We start from the raw sequence: 17,675 nt of genomic DNA, 5'->3' as shown, positions 1-17,675 counted from the left end.
GGCAAGGGCCTTGACCGGTAGTCGGGAGCGTGTGTATAGTGCCTCATTGCCTGTCAGGCAGGCGACCTCCCCATCCGGAAAGGCCCTCCATGCCGCTCGAACTCGGCACCGTCCAGATATACACCGGCAACGGCAAGGGCAAGACCACCGCTGCCCTGGGGCTGTCGCTGCGGGCGGTAGGTCGGGGGCTGTCGGTCTGTTTTTTCCAGTTCATCAAGGGGGGCGGTCCCTACGGCGAACAGCTGGCTGCCGACCGGCTGGCGCCGCTGTTCACCGTCATCCAGACCGGTCGTCCCGGCTGGGTCAACACCAAGGATATCACTGAAGACCGGCACCGTGCCCAGGAAGCCCTGGAGCAGGCGAAACAACTCCTGGTTTCGGGCAAATACGATCTTTTTGTCTGTGACGAAATACTTGGCGCCATCGGCTTCGGCCTGCTGGAGGTGGAGCAGGTCCTGGAACTGATCAGCCTGAGGCCGGCCGCCGTGGAACTGGTCCTGACCGGCCGCAACGCCGACCAGCGTCTGATTGACGCCGCCGACCTGGTGACGGAGATGCGCGAAATCAAGCACTACTATCGCGCCGGCGTTGCCGCACGAACCGGTATCGAACTGTAAGTACCGCGTTTTCCGCCTCGATTGAACGCGAAAGACGCTTGTGCCATCCATACGCACCACGAGGAGATCCAACCATGAAACTGTACCGACACTGGGCAATCCAGAAAAAGATCGTCAGCATCTCGCTGGCGACCATGCTGGCGATACTGATCGGCTTCTTTGCCTATGTGCTCCCCTATCTCAAGAAAAATCTGATGGAGGAAAAGGAACTGGCCACCCGTCATATCGTAGAGCTGGCCATGGGAATCCTGGACAGCTACGACGCGGAGGTGCGGTCGGGCAAACTGCCTCTGGAAGAGGCCCAGAAACTGGCTGCTGAGCAAATCTCCAAGCTTCGCTACGAAGGGAAGGAGTACCTCTGGATCAACGACCTGGGCAGGCCGACGCCGAAAATGATCATGCATCCCACGGTACCGGCCTTGAACGGCAAGCTCCTTGACGACGCCAAGTTCAACAAGGCCACCTTCATGCGCGACGGCATTGACGGTCCCGAGAAGAAGCTCTCCGGCATGAACCTCTTCTCCGCCTTTGCCGAAGTGGCGGAGCGGGCCGGACACGGCTTCGTGGTCTACGAGTGGCCCAAACCAAAGCAGGGGGGCGGCACCACCAGTGAACTCTACCCCAAACTCTCCTACGTCAAGAAGTTCGGCCCCTGGGGCTGGGTACTGGGCAGCGGTATCTACGTCGACGACGTGGGCAGCCAGGTGCGACGGATGATGTGGACCCTGCTGGGGGGTACCCTGCTGCTGGCGGTCTTTGCCATTGTCCTTGCCGCATCGGTTGGGCGCGGCGTGGCCCGCCCGCTGAACCACATGCGTGAGGCCCTGGAGCGGATGGCCAGCGGCGAGGGGGACCTGACCAGCCGCCTGCCGGTGGAACGGGAGGATGAGACCGGCGCCCTGGCGGTCGTTTTCAACCGTTTTCTGGAGAACCTGCACGGCATCATGCGCCAGGTCCAGGATTCGGCCCGAGAGGTAAAGAATCTGTCCGACCTGATGCAGGGGGTTACCGGCCAGATAGCCGCCAACTCGGGCGACATGGGCGGCCAGGCGGTATCCGTGGCCACGGCGGTGGAAGAGATGGCAGCCACCGCCCAGAGTATCGCCCAGAACTGCAGCCAGGCTTACGAGAGCGCCAGCCGGGCCTGCAGCACCGCCCAGGACGGGTCCTCGGTGGTGAATGCGGCTGTCTCCAGCATCCGTGCCATCGCCGACCGGGTGCAGGAGAGCGCCCGCACCGTGGAATCCCTGGGCGCCCGTTCCGACCAGATCGGTCAGATCATCGGCACCATCGAGGATATCGCCGACCAGACCAACCTGCTGGCCCTGAACGCCGCCATCGAGGCGGCCCGGGCCGGAGAGATGGGCCGGGGCTTCGCCGTGGTGGCCGACGAGGTGCGGGCCCTGGCCGAACGGACCACCCGGGCCACCAAGGAAATCGCCGACATGATCAAGGTGATCCAGCAGGAAACCGCTGCTGCCGTCTCCTCCATGGAGGCCGGCGTAACGGCCGTTGAACAGGGCACCGGCGAGGCGGCCCGCTCCGGCCGGGCCCTGGACGAGATTCTCTCCCAGATTTCGGAGCTGACCAGCCAGATCAACCAGATCGCCACCGCAGCGGAAGAGCAGACCGCCACCACCAACGACATCAGCAGCAACATGCACCGCATCGTCGAGGAAGCGGACCGTAACGTGGACAGTGCCCGCAAGGCCGGAACGGAAGCGGCCGAGCTGCAGCAGATCACCGACCGGCTCACCGGCCTGGTGGGGCGCTTCCGGCTCTGACGGCGGACCGCAGGAGAGCATGCCATGGCCGAGGCCCTGTCCTTCTGGCTCGACAACAAGATGTCGTCGGGGGTCAAGGTCGCCGAGGCCGGCGGCCAGACCCTGGTACTCTACCGCGAACGGTACTATGTCGTAGCGGACGGCGCCGCCCAGACCAAGGGAGGCAAGACCGTCCGCTACGCCAAAAGCTCCCTGCCGGCCCTCTGGCGCAAGGTACTGCGGGGGGGAGCCGTTCCGGCGGCGCCGGAATTGCCGCCGGAGGAAACCGCGCCGTTACCGCAGGCCACCCGTACCGGAAGGGAGCGAACAACCATGAACCGCCCACCCCGCACTGAACAGCCGGCCCCTGTCGTGCCTCCCCCTGCTCCCGCTGCCGCGAAACCGCGTAAAAAAACCGATGCAAAGCCTGCGACGCAATCGGCCGTTACCGCCTGCTGCCCCTACTGCAACCAGAAGCACGAGCTGCCGGTGGAAAAAGGGAAGAACGGCAAGGCGTTCCTCCTCACCTGCAGCCGCTGCAATAGCGAATTCGCCGTCCGCTTCGTGCAGGTGATCCAGTACCAGGCCCAGACCGCCGGGTTCAGGTAAGGCTTCCCCGTCTTTCCGTTCCTCCCGAGGACGCCCCCTGGAGGGTAGTACCCGTTCATGCCCCTCGTCTCCGTGATCATACCCTGCTACAACCAGGGAGAGTTCCTGGCCGAATCCATCGGTTCGGTGCTGGCTTCCGACTTCGACGACCTGGAAATCGTGGTGGTGGACGACGGCTCCACCGCCCCGGAAACCGTGGGGATTTTGGACAGCCTGGAGCACCCCCGCACCCGTCTGCTCCGCCGGACCAACGGCGGCCTGGCCGCGGCCCGCAACAGCGGCGTCGTGGAGGCCGCGGGTCGCTACATCCTGGCGCTGGATGCCGACGACCGGATTGGCCCCCGCTACCTCGGCGCGGCGGTGGCGGCCCTGGAGGCAGACCCGGCGGTGGGGATCGTCTACTGCCGGGCGGAGAAGTTCGGCGCCGAAACCGGCCCCTGGCGGCTGCCCCCCTTTTCCCCCTGGCGGATGAGGCTGGGAAACGGTATCTTCTGCTCCGCCCTCTACCGCCGGGAGGACTGGCAGACCGCGGGGGGCTACGACGAAACCCTGCGCCGCGGCTGGGAAGACTGGGATTTCTGGCTGGCGCTCCTGGAGCTGGGACGGCGGGTGGTATGCCTCGACCAGACCGGGTTCTTCTATCGGAAAAGCCCGGTCTCCATGGCTGCGGTGATGACTCCGGACCTGAAAACAACGCTGCATCGGCGGCTGATGGCCAAACATGCCGATTACTTCGGCGGCTGGGCGGTGCTGCTTTCACCACTGCTGCCGCTGTACTACCGGCTGGCCGGAAGCGGCCCGTACCGCTGGCTGAAAAAGGGAATGGGACACTGAGATGAGGATCGTTTTCCTGGCACCGTTCGGCATCCGCCCCAAGGGAACCCTGCAGGCCCGCATGCTGCCGCTGGCCGCTGCCCTGCAGCGCCGCGGCCACGAACTGACCGTGGTGGCCCCCCCCTACACCAACCCGGAGGATGCCGGGCTGGTGGAACTGGCTGAAGGGGTGGAGGTTCGCAACGTCGCCCTGGGCCCTGCCGCCGGAGCCCTGGCCGCGCCCTTTATCGCCGGCCGGATGCTGCGGGAAGCGCTGGAGCGGAAGCCGGACCTGGTACACCTGTTCAAACCCAAGGGGTACGGCGGCCTGGCGGCGCTGCTTCTCCTGGCGATGCCGCCCTTGGGCCTGCAGGCCCCGCCCCTGCTGGTGGATAGCGACGACCGGGAGGGGACCGGCGGCATGAACGACCGTCTCCCCTACAGTGGGCCTGAGAAATGGCTCTTCTCTTTCCAGGAGCGGTTCCTTACCCGGCACGGTGCCGCCGTGACCGTGGCGTCACGGGCCCTGGAGTCTCTGGCCTGGAGCATGGGCGCCCGACCGGAGCGGACCCTCTATCTCCCCAACGGCCCGGTGACCCGGCCGGCCGGCAACCGACAGCGGGGGCGGGAGCGGTTCGGCATCGGGCCGCAGACGCCGCTTTTGCTCCTGTACACCCGCTTCTTCGAGTGCGTCTCCCCCCGGCTCCACGAGCTGGCGGCCCGGATCTGCCGCCGCCTGCCGGAGGTGAAGCTGCTGGTGGTGGGAAAAGGGCCGAACGGAGAAGAACAGGCCCTGGAACAGGCCGCCATCCGCGGCGGCTTCCACAAGAACCTGCTCATGGCCGGCTGGCTGGAACCGGACCGGCTGCCCGACTGCCTGGCTGCCGCCGACGCTGCGCTGTACCCCTTTGACGACACCCTGGTGAACCGCACCAAATGCCCGGCCAAGCTGGCGGAGCTGGCGGCGGCAGGCATAGCGGTGGCGGCAGAACGGGTGGGACAGATCAACGACTACCTGCTGCACAACGAATCTGCCCTGCTGGTGGAACCGGGGGACCCGGAGGGGCTGGCGGCGGCCGCCTGCCTGCTGCTCAGCGACCGTGACCTGGCCCGCCGCCTGGGTGACAACGCCGCCCGCCGGATGGCCGGTCTTTTTTCCTGGGAAGTCGCCGCGGAGCGGCTTGAAGCGCTCTACATAACCGTACGCCGGGAGGTCCGGCCATGAAGGACCGGGCTCTGAACTGGCCGCCGCTTATGTTCCTGCTGCTGCTGATGGTCGCCCTGTTCAGCGGCATCCTCTTCACCGACCGGATCGTGCGGGCCCCGGACATCCTCAACGAATTCTACTGGGGGGTCTACAACGCCTACGGCGCGCCGCTCTGGTCAATGCTGAAACTCAACCTGGCCAATGCCGGCTGGGACCCGTACATCAACGGCGGCCATACCAACGACGGCGGCATGGTCTCCACCCAGTTCCTCTACCTCTACCGCCTGATCTTCGGCCTGATCCCGGCCCCGGCCAGCGTGGCCTGGTTCATGGTGCTGCACCTCTTCCTGGGGGGAGCCGGCACCTTTTACTACTGTCGCCTGGTGGGCTGCTCCCGCACTGCGGCGCTGCTGGGGGCCCTGGTCTTTGCGCTCTGCACCGAGAACGTGTCGCTCATCAATGCCGGCCACGTAATGAAGATCGCCACCATCGCCCATGCACCGTGGGTCTTCTACTTCCTTGAAAAGGGGTTCCGCGACCGCCGCTGGTTCCCCTACCTCTGCGCCGGTCTGGTGCTGGCCTTCCAGTTCTTCAACACCCACTGGCAGATCGCCTTCTACACCTGCCTGGCGGTGGGGGGCTACGTGATCATCCGCCTGCTGGCCGGCCTGTGCTCCGGCGAATCCACCGCCGCCACCGGCCGCACCCTGCTGATGAGCAGCGTCATGACCCTGTTCTTCCTGGCTGCCGCCGCCATCTCCCTGGCGCCGCTGGCCTCCTGGTCCACGGATACCAACCGCGGCGCCCATTCCGGCGCCAACCAGGGCAAGGGGGGCCTTGACCGGGACGAGGCGATGATGTGGTCCCTGCCGCCGGAAGAAACCGCAGCCTTCCTGGTGCCCGGCCTCTTCGGCCTGTCCCGCCAGGAAGGGGGCGATATGCCGCGGCCGGGACATACCTACTACTGGGGACGGATGGTCTTCACCCAGACCGCCTCCTACTTCGGCCTGCTCCCCTGGCTGCTGCTGCCCCTGCCGCTGATCTTCCGGCGGGACCGGATCACCCTGGCGGCCCTGGCCGCCGTGGCGGGGGGCATCCTCTTTGCCATGGGCAAGTACACCCCGCTCTACCAGCTCCTCTACGACTGGCTGCCGGGGATCGACCGCTTCCGGGTACCCAAGATGATCCTCTTCATCACCGCCCTGGGCCTGGCGGTGCTGGCGGCCCGGGGACTGGACCTGCTGCGGGACGACGACATCCGCCGCTCGCCGAAGCTCAAAGGCTGGTTCCGCTGGCTGCTGGCCATTCCGCTGCTGCTGGCCGCCTTGCTGCTGACGGAAAAGCTGGCCGGCGGCTGGCTGCGGGGAGAACTGATGGAACTGCTGACCCGCCCCACCCGCTACCAGGCCGGGGTGGAACTGGCCACCCAGCGCTGGCTCAACCTTGAGCGGGAAACCGGCCTGGCCCTGGCCCTGGCCTCCCTGCAGGTGCTGCTGCTCCTGGCCGCGGCCAAACGCTACCTCTCCGTCGGGGTGGCCACGCTTGCGCTGCTGGCCCTCTTCACCGCCGACCTCTGGCGGGTGAACCACTCTTTCCTGGTGCTGACCGACCCGCCGCAACGGACGGAACAGTCCCTCACCCCGGCCATGCGCTGGCTGAAGGGGCAGACGGGCAGCTCGGGGAACGGGGTGCCGGTCTACCGGGTGCTCCCCCTGGGGGACCTGGACCCGATGCGCTTCGCGGCGGCCCGCCTGCCGGTGCTCTACACCTCCAACGCCGTGCAGAAGCGGCGCTGGCAGGAGTACCTGGACCGGGTCACCTTCACCAACCGGCTGCCGGACCTGATGAACGTCCGCTGGCTGGTCTGCACGGAACCGGTGCTGGCGCAGATAACTCCCCATCTGGGGGAGGCCTATCGGATCGTCTTCCGGGAGGGGGGCGAAGTGATCCTGGAAAACCGTGGGGTACTGCCCAAGGCCTGGCTCGTGCCCACGGCACGAGTGGCCGCCGACCCGACTGAGCGGCTGAATCTCCTGACCGCCCCCTCCTTTGACCCGGCCCGGCAGGCGCTGGTGGAGACCACGCCCCAGGTTTCCTTGGACGGCACGGCCTCCGGCACCGTCCGGCTGGAGCGGCTGGAGGCCGAACGGATTTCGCTTGCAACCGATGCCGCTGCCGCAGGCCTGCTGGTGCTGGGGGAGAAATATCATCAGGGATGGCGGGCCACGGTGGATGGCGCTCCCGTGCCGGTGGTGGCGGTGAACCATATCCTGCGCGGTATCTACCTGCCGCCGGGGAGCCACCGGGTGGAGTTCAGCTTTGCGCCGCTCCCCTACCGGATCGGCCGGGGAATCACCCTGGCCGCCTTTACGTTCTTCGCCCTGGCGGCACTCTGGGAGTGGCGCCGCCGCCGGAGGGGCAGCCGTGCAGACTGAAGCACTGACCCGCGACGAACTGAAGCGGTTCAGCCTGGTGCTGGACCAGCCGAAGGACGGCTACCGCTTCACCCTGGACCCGCTGCTGCTGTGCGACTTCAGTGCTGCCGCCGATGAGCGGGCCATTGCCGACCTGGGGTCCGGCAGCGGCGTCATGGCCCTGGTGCTGGCGCGGATGGCCCCGGCAGCGCGGGTGACTGCGCTGGAAAAGGAACCGGCCATGGCAACGCTGGCCGAAGGGAATGTGCGCTTGAACGACCTGGGGGAACGGGTGCACGTACTGCGGGAGGATGTGCTGCACCTGCGGCGCCACCTGCCGGTCTCCTGCATGGACCTGGTGGTAAGCAACCCGCCGTACCGCAAACCGGGACGGGGCCGCCTGAATCCCCATCCCGGCAAACTGGCGGCCCGCCACGAAACCAGCGCCGGCTTGGCCGACTTCCTGGCCGCGGCCAAGTACCTGGTGAAACCGTCCGGCAGGATCTGCTTCGTCTACCATCCGGCACGGCTGCCGGAGTTCATGGCCGTTGCCACCCAGTTGAAGCTGACGGTGCGGCGGCTGCGGCTGGTGCACGGCACTCCTGAGGCTCCGGCCAAGGTGTTTCTGGCTGAACTGACCAAGGGGGGCCGGGTGGCGGAGACCACGGTGTTGCCGCCGCTGGTGGTACGGACCGACGGCCAGAACTACACCGACGAGGTGCGGACCCTGCTTCTGGGAAGCCGTGAACCCACGGTTGCTCAAACATAGTCAGGTCGTCGCACCCGCAGCGCGCTCCGCCGCACAAGGAAGCGTGCGAGGACGGCGGCGAGATGGCTATGTTTCAGCAACCGATCAGCGTGGATAAACCCGCACCAGTTGTTCCGCCACACAGGCCGGCTTATCCTGCCCCTCGATCTCCACGGTCAGCTGGTAGCGGATCTCCACGCCGTGGCCCGCCGGTTCGGCCCCCAGCACCGTGGTCCGCGCCCTGATCCGCTCCCCCGGCTTCACCGGCGCCGGAAAGCGCACCTTGTTCAGCCCGTAGTTGACCCGCAGTGCCATGCCGGGGTAGTTGCGCTCAAAGGCACCCGGCGCGTTGGCCTGGGTCAGAAGGGGCAGCAGCGACAGGGTCAGGAAGCCGTGGGCAACGGTGCTGCCGTAGGGCGACTCCACGGCCGCCCGTTCCGGGTCGATATGAATCCACTGCCGGTCGCCGGTGGCCTCGGCAAAGGCATCGATCCGACTCTGCTCCACCACCAGCCACTCGCCGATCCCGATCTCCTGTCCCGCCTGCTGCCGGTACTGCGCCAGCACCGCACTCACCGCATCCATCGCACCCTCCTGCTCCTGCTGGTGATCCCCGCAGAATCGATGTATAGTATCCGCCTGCACCAGCAACGACATCACACCGACCATAGAGGACGCCACCGATGAACCTGCATGAACAGCTGAAATCCCTGGGAGAAGGCACTGCCACCACCTACCGCTACGACGCTCCGGACGCCGGGCTGCTGGAGGCGTTTCCCTCCCCCTTTGCCAAACCGGAACTGAACCCGGTGGGCTGCACCGGCACCCTGCATATCGAGTGCCCCGAATTCACCAGCCTCTGCCCCATGACCGGCCAGCCCGATTTCGCCACCATCGTGATCGACTACCAGCCCAGCCTGCTCTGTGTGGAAAGCAAGAGCCTCAAACTCTACCTGGGCTCTTTCCGGATGCACGGCGAATTCCACGAAGCCTGTGTCAACCGGATCTGCAACGACCTGGTGAAACTGCTGGATCCGGTCTGGCTCACGGTACGGGGGCAGTTCACGCCACGGGGGGGGATTCCGTTCTGGCCCACGGCGGAATACCGGCGCTGACAGGTTGCTGAAAAACAGCCATCTCGCCACCGTCCTCGAAAGCCCGCTTGTGCGGCGTAGCGCTGCTACGCCTCCGCGGGCTTTCTGCGGATGCGACGATCTGGCTATTTTTGAGCAACCTCAGGTTTTCAACAGCCTGCCAGCACCAGCCCCCGCGGATCCGTGGATATGCGCGGATTTTAGAGCCTTTTTACAACCCTTGTAGTGGCTTGTCCGCGAACATCCGCTTAAATCTGGTTTTTGCGCGGGCCATTGCCTTTGAAGTTTCTCCGCGCGTCCGCACGCCGAACCGTCACTTCACGATCTGCTGCCGCAGCCTCACCGGTCGCTCCGCATTCTTGCGCACCTTGATGTTGACCATCTCCACAAAGACCGAGAAAGCCATGGCGAAGTAGATGTACCCCTTGGGGATATGGAAGGCGAAGCCGTCGGCGATCAGCGCCACGCCGATCATCAGCAAAAACGACAGGGCCAGCACCTTCACCGTGGGGTGACGCTCAACGAACCGGCTCACCGAACCGGCGCAGAACAGCATCACTCCCACCGAGATCACCACCGCCGTCACCATCACCCCCAGCTGCCGGGCCATCCCTACCGCCGTGATCACCGAATCCAGCGAGAACACGATATCCAGAAACATGATCTGCACCAGGATCCCCCTGAAGGACACCGCAGCCCCGGCGGCGCCGGCATGGTGTTCTTCCCCCTCCAGCTTGTCGTGGATCTCCATGGTGCTCTTGGCCAGCAGGAACAGGCCCCCCACGATCAGGATCAGGTCCCGCCCGGAAACACCATGCCCCAGTACCTGGAAAAACGGGGTGGTCAACTTCATGATCCAGGTGAGGGAGAAGAGCAGTAAAAGCCGCGTGATCATGGCCAGGGAGAGCCCCAGCTTCTGGGCCGTTTCCCGCTGGTGCTCCGGCAGCTTGCCGGTGAGGATGCTGATGAAGATGATGTTGTCGATGCCCAGGACGATTTCCAGGGCGGTGAGGGTCAGAAGGGCCATCCAGGCCTGGGGGTCGGCCAACCAGTCCATTGCAGGGTATTCCTTTCAAACGGATGTCGAATCATGCCGGAAGCGCGTCAGAAAAAATAGCGTGTATCGACCTGCTTGTAAAGGTGTCCCACCTGACCGTCATAACCGTTGTACAGCAGCGTCCGGCGCCGCTCCCCGCTGCCCAGCAGGGTTTCCTGCTCCTGGCTCCAGCGGGGATGGGGTACACCGGGGTTGATGTTGGCCCAGAAACCGTACTCCTGCGGCGCCAGGCTGCTCCAGAAGGTGGGGGGCTGGCGGTCGGTGAAGCGGATCTCCACCACCGACTTGATGCTCTTGAAACCGTACTTCCACGGCGTCACCAGCCGCAGCGGCGCGCCATGCTGGGGCGGCAGTTCCCGGCCGTAGAGGCCGGTGGCCAGGAAGGCCAGCTCGTTCATCGCCTCCGGCAGGGTCAGCCCTTCGTGGTAAGGCCACAGCTCAACCCTGCCCCGCCCCTGCTCCGGCGCTTGGTCCCGCTTCAGAAAGGAGAGCAAGGAAAGATGGGTGGCCGAGGAAAGCGGCTCGGCCCGTTTCACCAGCGCTGCCAGGGGAAAGCCGGTCCAGGGAACCGCCATGGCCCAGGTTTCCACGCAGCGAAACCGGTAGTGCCGCTCCTCCTGGGGAAACAGCTTCAGAAGTTCGTCGATGGACAAGGTCAGCGGCTTCTTCACCAGGCCGGTGATCCGCACCTCCCAGGGGCGGGTGAGGAACCGGTCGACACTGCGCCAGACCTCCTTGCCCTGGGTGAATTCGTAGAAATTGGTGTAGCCGGCCGCCTCCAGCCGGTCGGTGAGGGGACGGTCCAGGGTGTAGGCCGGGTTGCGGACTGCCTGAATCTGCTTCAGATTTACCAGGGTTCCCCGCACATCCCGGCTCTGGGCCGCGTAGTTGGTGCAGGCGTTCAACAACGGCCAGGCGTTGAGACCGATGAACCCCAGCGCCTTCAGCAGGGTGCGGCGGGTGCGGAAGATCTCCTCCGGGGTCAGCTCGGATGCCGGCAGTTCGTAACGGGACATGGCGTTCTCCTTTGGGCCGGTCAGGCTGTCGGGTTCGATTCACGGCAGACGAAGCGGCGGCAGATGGCGGGGCGCTGCTGGTAGATACCGCAGCGGTTTCCCCACCAGAAACTCGCAGCCATGCTCGATCACCAGAAAAAACCGTTCGTTCAGGGTGAACTCCAGCCGGTTGGCTCCCAGCCGCTCCAGGGTGGCGTACTCCTCCGCCGTCAACTCCACCTGGGGAAAACCGCGGCAGCAGGAGGCATCGCAGCCGGCGCAGCGCGAGGTACCGTCCTCGGGATGATCAAGCAGCAACCCGTGTCGTACCGTTCGCTTGGTGGGGATGAAGAGCATGGCAACCTCCCGCACGGATGAAATCGGTCGGGGGGCATGGGAGGATGGTAGCGGAGATGCCTGCCCCGAACCGTAAGGCAGCTTACCTGTTCAAACGGCAAAGAGCGGCAGCGTGGAGGGCGGCACCACCCCGGCCCGTTCGGCCCGGCGCAGCAGTTCGGCTATGGCCCGTTCCCCTTCGTCCCCCAACTCTTTGGAAAAATCGTTCACATACAGCCCGATATGGGCGGCGCAGACCTCCGGGCTCATCTCCTGGGCATGCTCGCGGATATAGCGGGCCGCAGCGGCCGGGTTGTCCCGGGCATAGGCCACGGCAGCGGAGAGGGCCCGCTCGATGACCGTGATGGTTGCTCCCCCCAGGCTGCGGCGGGCCACGATCCCCCCCAGCGGGATCGGCAGGCCGGTCTCCCCCTCCCACCAGCTCCCCAGGTCCAGCAGTTCATGGAGACCGAACCCCCGGTAGGTGAAGCGGGACTCGTGGATGATCACCCCGGCATCGACCCGGCCGGTCATGACCGCATCCATGATCTCGTGAAACGGCATCTCCAGGAACAGTGCAAGGGAGGGATCGAACAGCCGCAGCAGCAGGTGGGCCGTGGTGTAGCGGCCGGGAATGGCGATGGTTTTACCCCGCAGCGTCGACAGGTCGAACGGCTCCCGCGCCACCACGAGCGGTCCGCAGCCCCGCCCCAGGGCGCTGCCGGCCCGCAAGAGCCCGTACTCCTCCCGGATATGCCCCAGGGCCGCGTAGGAAACCTTGGTCACGTCCAGCACCCCCTGCACCGCCAGGCGGTTCAGGGTCTCCACATCCTCCAGCCGCTCGTTGAAGCACAAGCCGCCGGTATCCACCAGGCCGTGCACCAGGGGGTAGAACATGAAGGTATCGTTGGGACAGGGGGAAAAACCGAGGGTCAGGGGATCGCGCATGACAGACTCCACACTGCTGGATATATCTCTGTCTTATACGCTTTTCCGGGCAGCGCGCAAGTACCGTTTCATCCGGCGACAGCCACGCCGGGCCGGAAGCGGTTACGCCGGTTTCCGCAGCCAGGCACTGTTCACCAGGTTGATCGGCGCACCGCTCAGGTAGCCGTGGACATTGGCCGCCACAACGGCGGTGAGGCGGCGGCGGGCCGCCAGGGTGGCCCAGGCGATGTGGGGGGTGATGATGCAGGCGGGAGCGGTCAGCAACGGATTGTCCGCCTGCATCGGCTCCACCGCCACCACGTCCAGCCCGGCCCCGGCAATGACGCCGTCCCGCAGGGCAGCGGCCAGGTCCGCCTCGTTCACCAGGCCGCCCCGGGCCACGTTGATCAACAGCGCGCTCCGCTTCATCCGCCCCAGCAGGGCGGCATCGACAAACCCGGCATTGTCGGCGGTCTGGGGGCAGTTGAGCGACACCACATCCGCCCGGCTGAACAGCTCGTCACGGCCCACGAAGGTCACGTCCGGGAACAGTTCCGCCGCCGGCGGACGGGGGGTGAACGCGAGTATCCTCATGCCAAAGGCAGCGCCGATCCGGGCCACGGCCCGGCCGATGGCGCCGAACCCCACGATCCCCAGGGTCAGGCCGTCCAGCTCCACCAGCGGCGCCTTCTGGAACGAGAAGTCAGGAGCGTTTACCCACTCCCCCGCCTTCACCGCCCGGTCGTGCAGCCCCGCCCGGGTGGTCAGCTCCAGCAGCAGGGCAAAGGTGGTCTGGGCCACCGACTCCGTGGAGTAGGCCGGCACGTTGGCCACCATGATCCCCCGCTGTCCTGCGGCCTCCACATCCACGTTGTTGTACCCGGTGGCCAGCAGCGAAATGAAACGCAGCTCTGGCAACTGTTCCAGGATGGCGGCGGTCAGCTTCACCTTGCTGGTCAGGATAATTTCGGCACCGGTCGCCCGCTCCAGCACCAGCTCAGGCGGGGTGCGGTCGTACACCGCACTCGTCCCCTGCTCCGTCACCGGGTCCCAGGGATTGTCGCCGGGGTTCACGGTATAGCCGTCCAGAATCACGATCCGCTGGTGCTGGGTTGTCATCGGTTGTCTCCGAAAGATGGGATGGGGGAAGGGTAGCAACCGGAGTGGGGGGCGTCAACGGGGAATGTGGCGCGTCATGGCGCTGGTGTTATGCAGGTTGCCGAATGTTTTTCGATTCAAATAAACACAGGGTAGGCCTGATGAGATATTGAAGACTCAACGCTTCCTGGCAACGGCCGGCAGAACTTCAGCAGCGCGACGGCGGGTCGGGGCTGTTTGCGGGTGGTTTGTAGTGTGAGGCCGCATTCATAAACAACCTAATTACTAATCTCAACCCACTCCACCGGCACCGACTTCCTCCCTTCCCGCCACTCCTCCGGCGCTGTAACATTGCCAACATCTCCCCACACATCACGTGGGGCATGGTCGAGCACAATCACCTGCAACCGCCCATCAGCCGCGCCGACAACCTCGCTGAGCACGTTGAACACCTTGCGCACTGCCGCGATGTCCTCATCCTTGAAATCCGGCTCAACGGTTTCTTCTTCGCGCACCGCAAGTTTCTTGGGGAAATAGACCTGGCTCGGCTGATCGATCACCACAAAACCGGGGACAGGACTGTGACGCTGGGAGATGAAGAACTGTTGCAGGGCCAGGATCATTGCCACGTGGTAGGAAAGCCAGCTTGAGCCGCTGCCGATTTCCGAAAGATAGTCGTCCCGCTCGGCTCCCTTGTGCGGTCTGCTACAAGCGCTGAACGTTCGGCGATCCCGGCGTTCGAGCGCAAAACGTTTACCGTGCCCGTAAGCGGTTCGTGGACGCCGCCGATCACAGCCACGGCGCAAACAGCAATGGAAGTTTCCTCCTGTCCGTGCTGCCGTGTAGATCCACCGATAGATTGTTTCGGCACAGATCCTCATTCGTGGATCGTTCGGGTAATCGAGGCAAATACGTCCGGAAATCTGTTCCGGCGCCCAGTTGTTGCGCAGCTTTTCGTCAACATACCCGACAAGGAGCGGCCGGTTCTGGCAACGGTAGTGGCGTGGCTGCGAGTGGCGACAGTCCGAACGCTTTTGAGCCGTTTGATGACGATAGCGGTTCTTTGAACTGTTGCGCTGCCATTCCCGCGATATAGGTCGTGTGGCTCCGGCCAAGACAAAAAACTACCTCCCGAAAGCTCATGCCTTGGCGAAGAAAATGTTCAATGGCAAAACGCTCTTCTGAGGTAAGATGGCGTTAGGACATGGTGGGTTCCTCCTGGAATGTTTGTCGTTGGCGCTTCAAACACTACCAGAAACCCACTATGTCCTCTCGTTTTTTACCTCCACACTACGGTGGTGCACCTTGAACTAGAATCTACCCCCGCCGCCTCATTCGGAAATGTTGTCTATCGCCAGGGAGTCAGTTAGCTCGCTCTACCAGAACTACTGTATTGGGATGTGTCACGATTCTGATTCGTTCGCCTGCATAGTCTGCCAAAATGGTTACCTTGTCGTTGTTGACTGATTCGACAATTCCCTTGAGAGGCTTTGCCATAGCAGGAACAAGAAAACTGATTAATTGCTTGCAATGCATCAATTGAGTTAACTGATCTGTCATTTTGTCTTCTCCTTTGGATTTGGTTTCAGTACGTCCTCTGAAACCAGTTCCTTCAAGAAAGCGTCCTTTACATTTTTAGGCACTTCTGAGTTTGCAAATTCTTTTATGGCGATGATCTGTGAGGTCTTAATGACGGTGGCGTAAAGCCTGATGAGGTCGCTTGCGCTCAAGCCCGTGTTGGCCTGCAACTCACACAAGCGATACAATGCCTCACGTTGCATCTGGAGGGCTTGGCTGCGTTTTGCCAGATCGAAGATATGTTCAGTCAACTTATTTTTTGCGGTAACGTTGTCAGCCGATTCAACAATCGATTTCAACGAAAAAGACAGGTTGGATTCGAAGGCAACGGCAATGTCCGGTGCGGGCTCCGCACAAATGATCACACCTCTCCCCTCGATTATGTAGGCTCCTCTCCTCGAGGCACCGTAGTCGACAACAGTCAGGTCATTTTTGATGGAATGAATGTGTACAGAGATAGTATTCACCTGACAGTGCCCTTGAATGGGTCGTGATTTACGCTGCCAGTTTGTAGTCCTCAGTATCTGAATCGTCGTTCTTTGGCAAGCCGTCTATGAAAACCGTGTATGGCGTCCTGCCAAGCATGTTTCTGCCTTGGTGTGGGCGGTCGTAGTTGTAAGTCTTGAGATAGGTGTCCAGATCGGTCTGCATCTCGTCCAACGACTCGTACCACTTGGTGCGGCCCATTACCCGGAAGTGTTCGTCAAGCAAGGTTCTGTGCAGCCGTTCGACAAAGCCATTGCTCTGCGGACGTCTGACCTTGGTGGTGCGGTGCTCGATCTCTTCAAGCTGTAGGAACAGCTCGTAGGGATGATTGTCCGGCCTGCCGCAGAACTCCCTGCCATTATCCGAGAGGATGGTGCTGATCCGGGCGTCATGTTCTTCAAAGAACGGCAGTACGTCTTCATTAAGCACATGCACGGCAGTGACCGGCAGCTTATTGGTGTAGAGCTTGCCCCAGGCGTAGCGTGAGTAGCAATCAATGACCGATTGCAGGTAGACTTTGCCGACGCCTTTCAGAGTGCCGACAAAGAAGGTGTCCACTGCTACGAGATCGCCGGTGTGGCTGGTTTCGATGTGACGCTCCCTGAACTCAGGGCTGAACCGTTCCAAGGCCCTGATCTGCTCATCTGACAGTTCGAAGGCTTGTTCCCGGACGCTCTTTTCAAGTCGCAGCATCCGTTCCTGTTTGGTCAGCAGGTTGTGCCTGCTCCAGACTCCGCGAACGCCTCCTGAGCTAACCTGGGTACCTTTAAGAGCTAACTCGTTGGCAACACGTAGCGGGCCATGACCGGGATGAGCCAGGCAGTGTTCAAGAATCGCCTGCTCTACAGATTCATCGACTCGGTTAGGATGCGGGCCTCTGGCTCCGGGCATCCGATCAACCAGACCGGCTGAACCGTAGGTCTGATAGTTTCGACGGATTTCATAGAACTGCTGCCGCGAATAACCCATGAGCTTGCAGGCTTTGCTGACATTCGAAAGATCGGCGGCCAACTCTAGCAAACTGAGCTTTCTTCGTGATACTTTCTCGGCGGTGGTCATACTGTTCTCCTTGATGGAAAGATTTAGTCTGAGCAACTTCATCTTTTACCATTCAAGGGCAGTATGGCCACCAACTGAAAATGGCCAACTGTCAGGTGAATACCATCACACTACATCCCATGTTTCGTTCCTCCTTTTTAGTTTTTGCAGCTGGCACCGCATAGCTCAAGTCTCAAACACAGCCTCAATACCCCGTACAGAACTGAAAGTGCATCGGGTCCTTGTTCCTGCCGCTCCAGGTGCCGCCCCAGGCAAAGCCGTACCGCTTGAACAGCGCCACCAGCTCGCCGCTCATATCCCCAGGGCTCCCTTGCCGGTTGGTCTCCGGGTTGAGGTCGATGGCGATCCCCCAGCTGTGGGTGGAAAGCTTGTTGCTCTGACGTTTGGGGCGGCAGTTGAAACAGCCGCCAAAGGTGGTGATCTGTTCCTGCAATCCTTCCTGCTGGATAGCCCGGAAAAGATCGCTGACCAGCGGGGCCAGCAGTTTGTGGCAATAAATTCCCTGGACCCGGCGGGTGCGGTCCCAGGAGAGGGGAATGGCAAAGGGGATGGGGGCGGTGGCGAGGTGTCCGGTTTCCCAGGCAGGATTCAGATGACCGTCGTCCCGGATATGGCGCCTGATGTCGCCGAAGGTGGCGATGATCCCTTCCAGGCTGTGGGGCGGTTGTAATGCTCCGGATGCGGCGGGGACGGCTGCGGGAGGGGCCAGGACGAGGCGGGCGGGGAGCTCCAGGTACTCTCCCACCCGCAGCAGGTTGGGGTTGGTGATGCCGTTGTAGTCGGCCAGCTTCCGGGTGAGCGGGGCGGTACCGTACGAGTCCCGTGCGATTTCTGCAAGCATGTCTCCGGTCCGGACTTGGTACCTGTGTGCCAT

19 protein-coding genes are annotated in these 17,675 nt (G+C 63.4%); 8 read left to right on the top strand and 11 right to left on the bottom strand.

All coding sequences use genetic code 11. The annotated features are described in order from the left end of the window. Positions 1 to 89 precede the first annotated feature (89 nt). The 7 genes from cobO to RAK07_RS01730 all read left to right on the top strand — a co-directional run bounded on the left by cobO (position 90) and on the right by RAK07_RS01730 (position 8,192). Positions 90 to 617, top strand: coding sequence for a cob(I)yrinic acid a,c-diamide adenosyltransferase (gene cobO, locus RAK07_RS01760; protein WP_305731142.1), 528 nt, complete (start codon positions 90 to 92; stop codon positions 615 to 617). 74 nt (positions 618 to 691) lie between these two features. Next, the gene (locus RAK07_RS01755) at positions 692 to 2,401 is read left to right on the top strand and encodes a methyl-accepting chemotaxis protein (RefSeq protein ID WP_305731141.1); all 1,710 of its coding nucleotides are present in this window, start codon (positions 692 to 694) and stop codon (positions 2,399 to 2,401) included. Between the two features lie 24 nt (positions 2,402 to 2,425). Continuing rightward, complete coding sequence (locus tag RAK07_RS01750) at positions 2,426 to 2,989, top strand: hypothetical protein (RefSeq protein ID WP_305731140.1); 564 nt, start codon at positions 2,426 to 2,428, stop codon at positions 2,987 to 2,989. Positions 2,990 to 3,046: 57 nt separating this feature from the next. Beyond that, entirely contained in the window at positions 3,047 to 3,823 is a 777-nt protein-coding gene (locus RAK07_RS01745) for a glycosyltransferase family 2 protein (protein WP_305731139.1), read from the top strand. 1 nt (position 3,824) lies between these two features. Continuing rightward, entirely contained in the window at positions 3,825 to 5,027 is a 1,203-nt protein-coding gene (locus tag RAK07_RS01740) for a glycosyltransferase (protein WP_305731138.1), read from the top strand. Beyond that, positions 5,024 to 7,444 (top strand): YfhO family protein, encoded by a 2,421-nt coding sequence (locus RAK07_RS01735; protein WP_305731137.1) that lies wholly within the window; start codon positions 5,024 to 5,026, stop codon positions 7,442 to 7,444. The genes RAK07_RS01740 and RAK07_RS01735 overlap by 4 nt, the downstream gene beginning before the upstream one ends. Then, positions 7,434 to 8,192 (top strand): tRNA1(Val) (adenine(37)-N6)-methyltransferase, encoded by a 759-nt coding sequence (locus RAK07_RS01730; RefSeq protein ID WP_305731136.1) that lies wholly within the window; start codon positions 7,434 to 7,436, stop codon positions 8,190 to 8,192. The genes RAK07_RS01735 and RAK07_RS01730 overlap by 11 nt, the downstream gene beginning before the upstream one ends. An 84-nt stretch (positions 8,193 to 8,276) precedes the next feature. On the opposite strand, the gene RAK07_RS01725 is transcribed toward RAK07_RS01730, so the two are convergent. Then, positions 8,277 to 8,756, bottom strand: a complete 480-nt coding sequence (locus tag RAK07_RS01725; protein ID WP_305731135.1) for a MaoC family dehydratase — start codon at positions 8,754 to 8,756, stop codon at positions 8,277 to 8,279. Between the two features lie 98 nt (positions 8,757 to 8,854). Between RAK07_RS01725 and queF the strand changes: the two genes are divergently transcribed. Beyond that, a complete protein-coding gene (gene queF, locus RAK07_RS01720) occupies positions 8,855 to 9,286 on the top strand; it encodes a preQ(1) synthase (protein WP_305731134.1) in 432 nt (143 codons plus the stop codon). A 292-nt stretch (positions 9,287 to 9,578) separates the two neighbouring features. Here queF and RAK07_RS01715 read toward each other — a convergent pair whose 3' ends face one another. The 10 genes from RAK07_RS01715 to RAK07_RS01670 form a co-directional block, all read right to left on the bottom strand. Continuing rightward, entirely contained in the window at positions 9,579 to 10,322 is a 744-nt protein-coding gene (locus RAK07_RS01715) for a TerC family protein (RefSeq protein ID WP_305731133.1), read from the bottom strand. 47 nt (positions 10,323 to 10,369) lie between these two features. Continuing rightward, positions 10,370 to 11,338, bottom strand: coding sequence for a protein-methionine-sulfoxide reductase catalytic subunit MsrP (msrP, locus tag RAK07_RS01710; RefSeq protein WP_305731132.1), 969 nt, complete (start codon positions 11,336 to 11,338; stop codon positions 10,370 to 10,372). A 39-nt stretch (positions 11,339 to 11,377) separates the two neighbouring features. Then, the gene (locus RAK07_RS01705; RefSeq protein ID WP_305731131.1) at positions 11,378 to 11,674 is read right to left on the bottom strand and encodes a YkgJ family cysteine cluster protein; all 297 of its coding nucleotides are present in this window, start codon (positions 11,672 to 11,674) and stop codon (positions 11,378 to 11,380) included. Between the two features lie 90 nt (positions 11,675 to 11,764). Further along, on the bottom strand, positions 11,765 to 12,601 hold the full coding sequence (locus RAK07_RS01700; RefSeq protein ID WP_305731130.1) for a 1,4-dihydroxy-6-naphtoate synthase: 837 nt from the start codon (positions 12,599 to 12,601) through the stop codon (positions 11,765 to 11,767). Positions 12,602 to 12,703: 102 nt separating this feature from the next. Beyond that, entirely contained in the window at positions 12,704 to 13,699 is a 996-nt protein-coding gene (locus RAK07_RS01695) for a D-2-hydroxyacid dehydrogenase (RefSeq protein WP_305731129.1), read from the bottom strand. 257 nt (positions 13,700 to 13,956) lie between these two features. Continuing rightward, positions 13,957 to 14,793 (bottom strand): DUF3732 domain-containing protein, encoded by an 837-nt coding sequence (locus RAK07_RS01690; protein ID WP_305731128.1) that lies wholly within the window; start codon positions 14,791 to 14,793, stop codon positions 13,957 to 13,959. A gap of 247 nt (positions 14,794 to 15,040) precedes the next feature. Further along, a complete protein-coding gene (locus tag RAK07_RS01685) occupies positions 15,041 to 15,238 on the bottom strand; it encodes a hypothetical protein (RefSeq protein WP_305731127.1) in 198 nt (65 codons plus the stop codon). Next, positions 15,235 to 15,621 carry a hypothetical protein gene (locus tag RAK07_RS01680; protein WP_305731126.1) on the bottom strand — a complete coding sequence of 129 codons (387 nt, stop codon included), beginning with the start codon at positions 15,619 to 15,621 and terminating at the stop codon, positions 15,235 to 15,237. Before RAK07_RS01680 ends, RAK07_RS01685 begins: the two co-directional genes overlap by 4 nt. Positions 15,622 to 15,751: 130 nt before the next feature. After that, the gene (locus RAK07_RS01675) at positions 15,752 to 16,801 is read right to left on the bottom strand and encodes an IS481 family transposase (RefSeq protein ID WP_305733461.1); all 1,050 of its coding nucleotides are present in this window, start codon (positions 16,799 to 16,801) and stop codon (positions 15,752 to 15,754) included. Between the two features lie 184 nt (positions 16,802 to 16,985). Continuing rightward, positions 16,986 to 17,642, bottom strand: coding sequence for a M15 family metallopeptidase (locus tag RAK07_RS01670; RefSeq protein ID WP_445267888.1), 657 nt, complete (start codon positions 17,640 to 17,642; stop codon positions 16,986 to 16,988). Positions 17,643 to 17,675: the final 33 nt, after the last annotated feature.

This window comes from Trichlorobacter ammonificans (assembly GCF_933509905.1).
Taxonomy (GTDB): Bacteria; Desulfobacterota; Desulfuromonadia; order Geobacterales; family Pseudopelobacteraceae; genus Trichlorobacter; species Trichlorobacter ammonificans.
The sequence above is the reverse complement of the archived record's forward strand: the minus strand, read 5'-3'. Positions and strand labels throughout refer to the sequence as shown.

Bases quoted from the DNA above. Each gene is read 5' to 3' on its own strand.
- RAK07_RS01735 (WP_305731137.1), top strand. From the start codon at position 5,024: ATGAAGGACCGGGCTCTGAACTGGCCGCCGCTTATGTTCCTGCTGCTG.
- RAK07_RS01700 (WP_305731130.1), bottom strand. From the start codon at position 12,601: ATGCGCGATCCCCTGACCCTCGGTTTTTCCCCCTGTCCCAACGATACC.
- RAK07_RS01745 (WP_305731139.1), top strand. From the start codon at position 3,047: ATGCCCCTCGTCTCCGTGATCATACCCTGCTACAACCAGGGAGAGTTC.
- RAK07_RS01695 (WP_305731129.1), bottom strand. From the start codon at position 13,699: ATGACAACCCAGCACCAGCGGATCGTGATTCTGGACGGCTATACCGTG.
- RAK07_RS01725 (WP_305731135.1), bottom strand. From the start codon at position 8,756: ATGGATGCGGTGAGTGCGGTGCTGGCGCAGTACCGGCAGCAGGCGGGA.
- RAK07_RS01750 (WP_305731140.1), top strand. From the start codon at position 2,426: ATGGCCGAGGCCCTGTCCTTCTGGCTCGACAACAAGATGTCGTCGGGG.
- RAK07_RS01685 (WP_305731127.1), bottom strand. From the start codon at position 15,238: ATGACAGATCAGTTAACTCAATTGATGCATTGCAAGCAATTAATCAGT.
- RAK07_RS01670 (WP_445267888.1), bottom strand. From the start codon at position 17,642: ATGCTTGCAGAAATCGCACGGGACTCGTACGGTACCGCCCCGCTCACC.
- msrP (WP_305731132.1), bottom strand. From the start codon at position 11,338: ATGTCCCGTTACGAACTGCCGGCATCCGAGCTGACCCCGGAGGAGATC.
- RAK07_RS01715 (WP_305731133.1), bottom strand. From the start codon at position 10,322: ATGGACTGGTTGGCCGACCCCCAGGCCTGGATGGCCCTTCTGACCCTC.
- queF (WP_305731134.1), top strand. From the start codon at position 8,855: ATGAACCTGCATGAACAGCTGAAATCCCTGGGAGAAGGCACTGCCACC.
- cobO (WP_305731142.1), top strand. From the start codon at position 90: ATGCCGCTCGAACTCGGCACCGTCCAGATATACACCGGCAACGGCAAG.
- RAK07_RS01675 (WP_305733461.1), bottom strand. From the start codon at position 16,801: ATGACCACCGCCGAGAAAGTATCACGAAGAAAGCTCAGTTTGCTAGAG.
- RAK07_RS01755 (WP_305731141.1), top strand. From the start codon at position 692: ATGAAACTGTACCGACACTGGGCAATCCAGAAAAAGATCGTCAGCATC.
- RAK07_RS01740 (WP_305731138.1), top strand. From the start codon at position 3,825: ATGAGGATCGTTTTCCTGGCACCGTTCGGCATCCGCCCCAAGGGAACC.
- RAK07_RS01705 (WP_305731131.1), bottom strand. From the start codon at position 11,674: ATGCTCTTCATCCCCACCAAGCGAACGGTACGACACGGGTTGCTGCTT.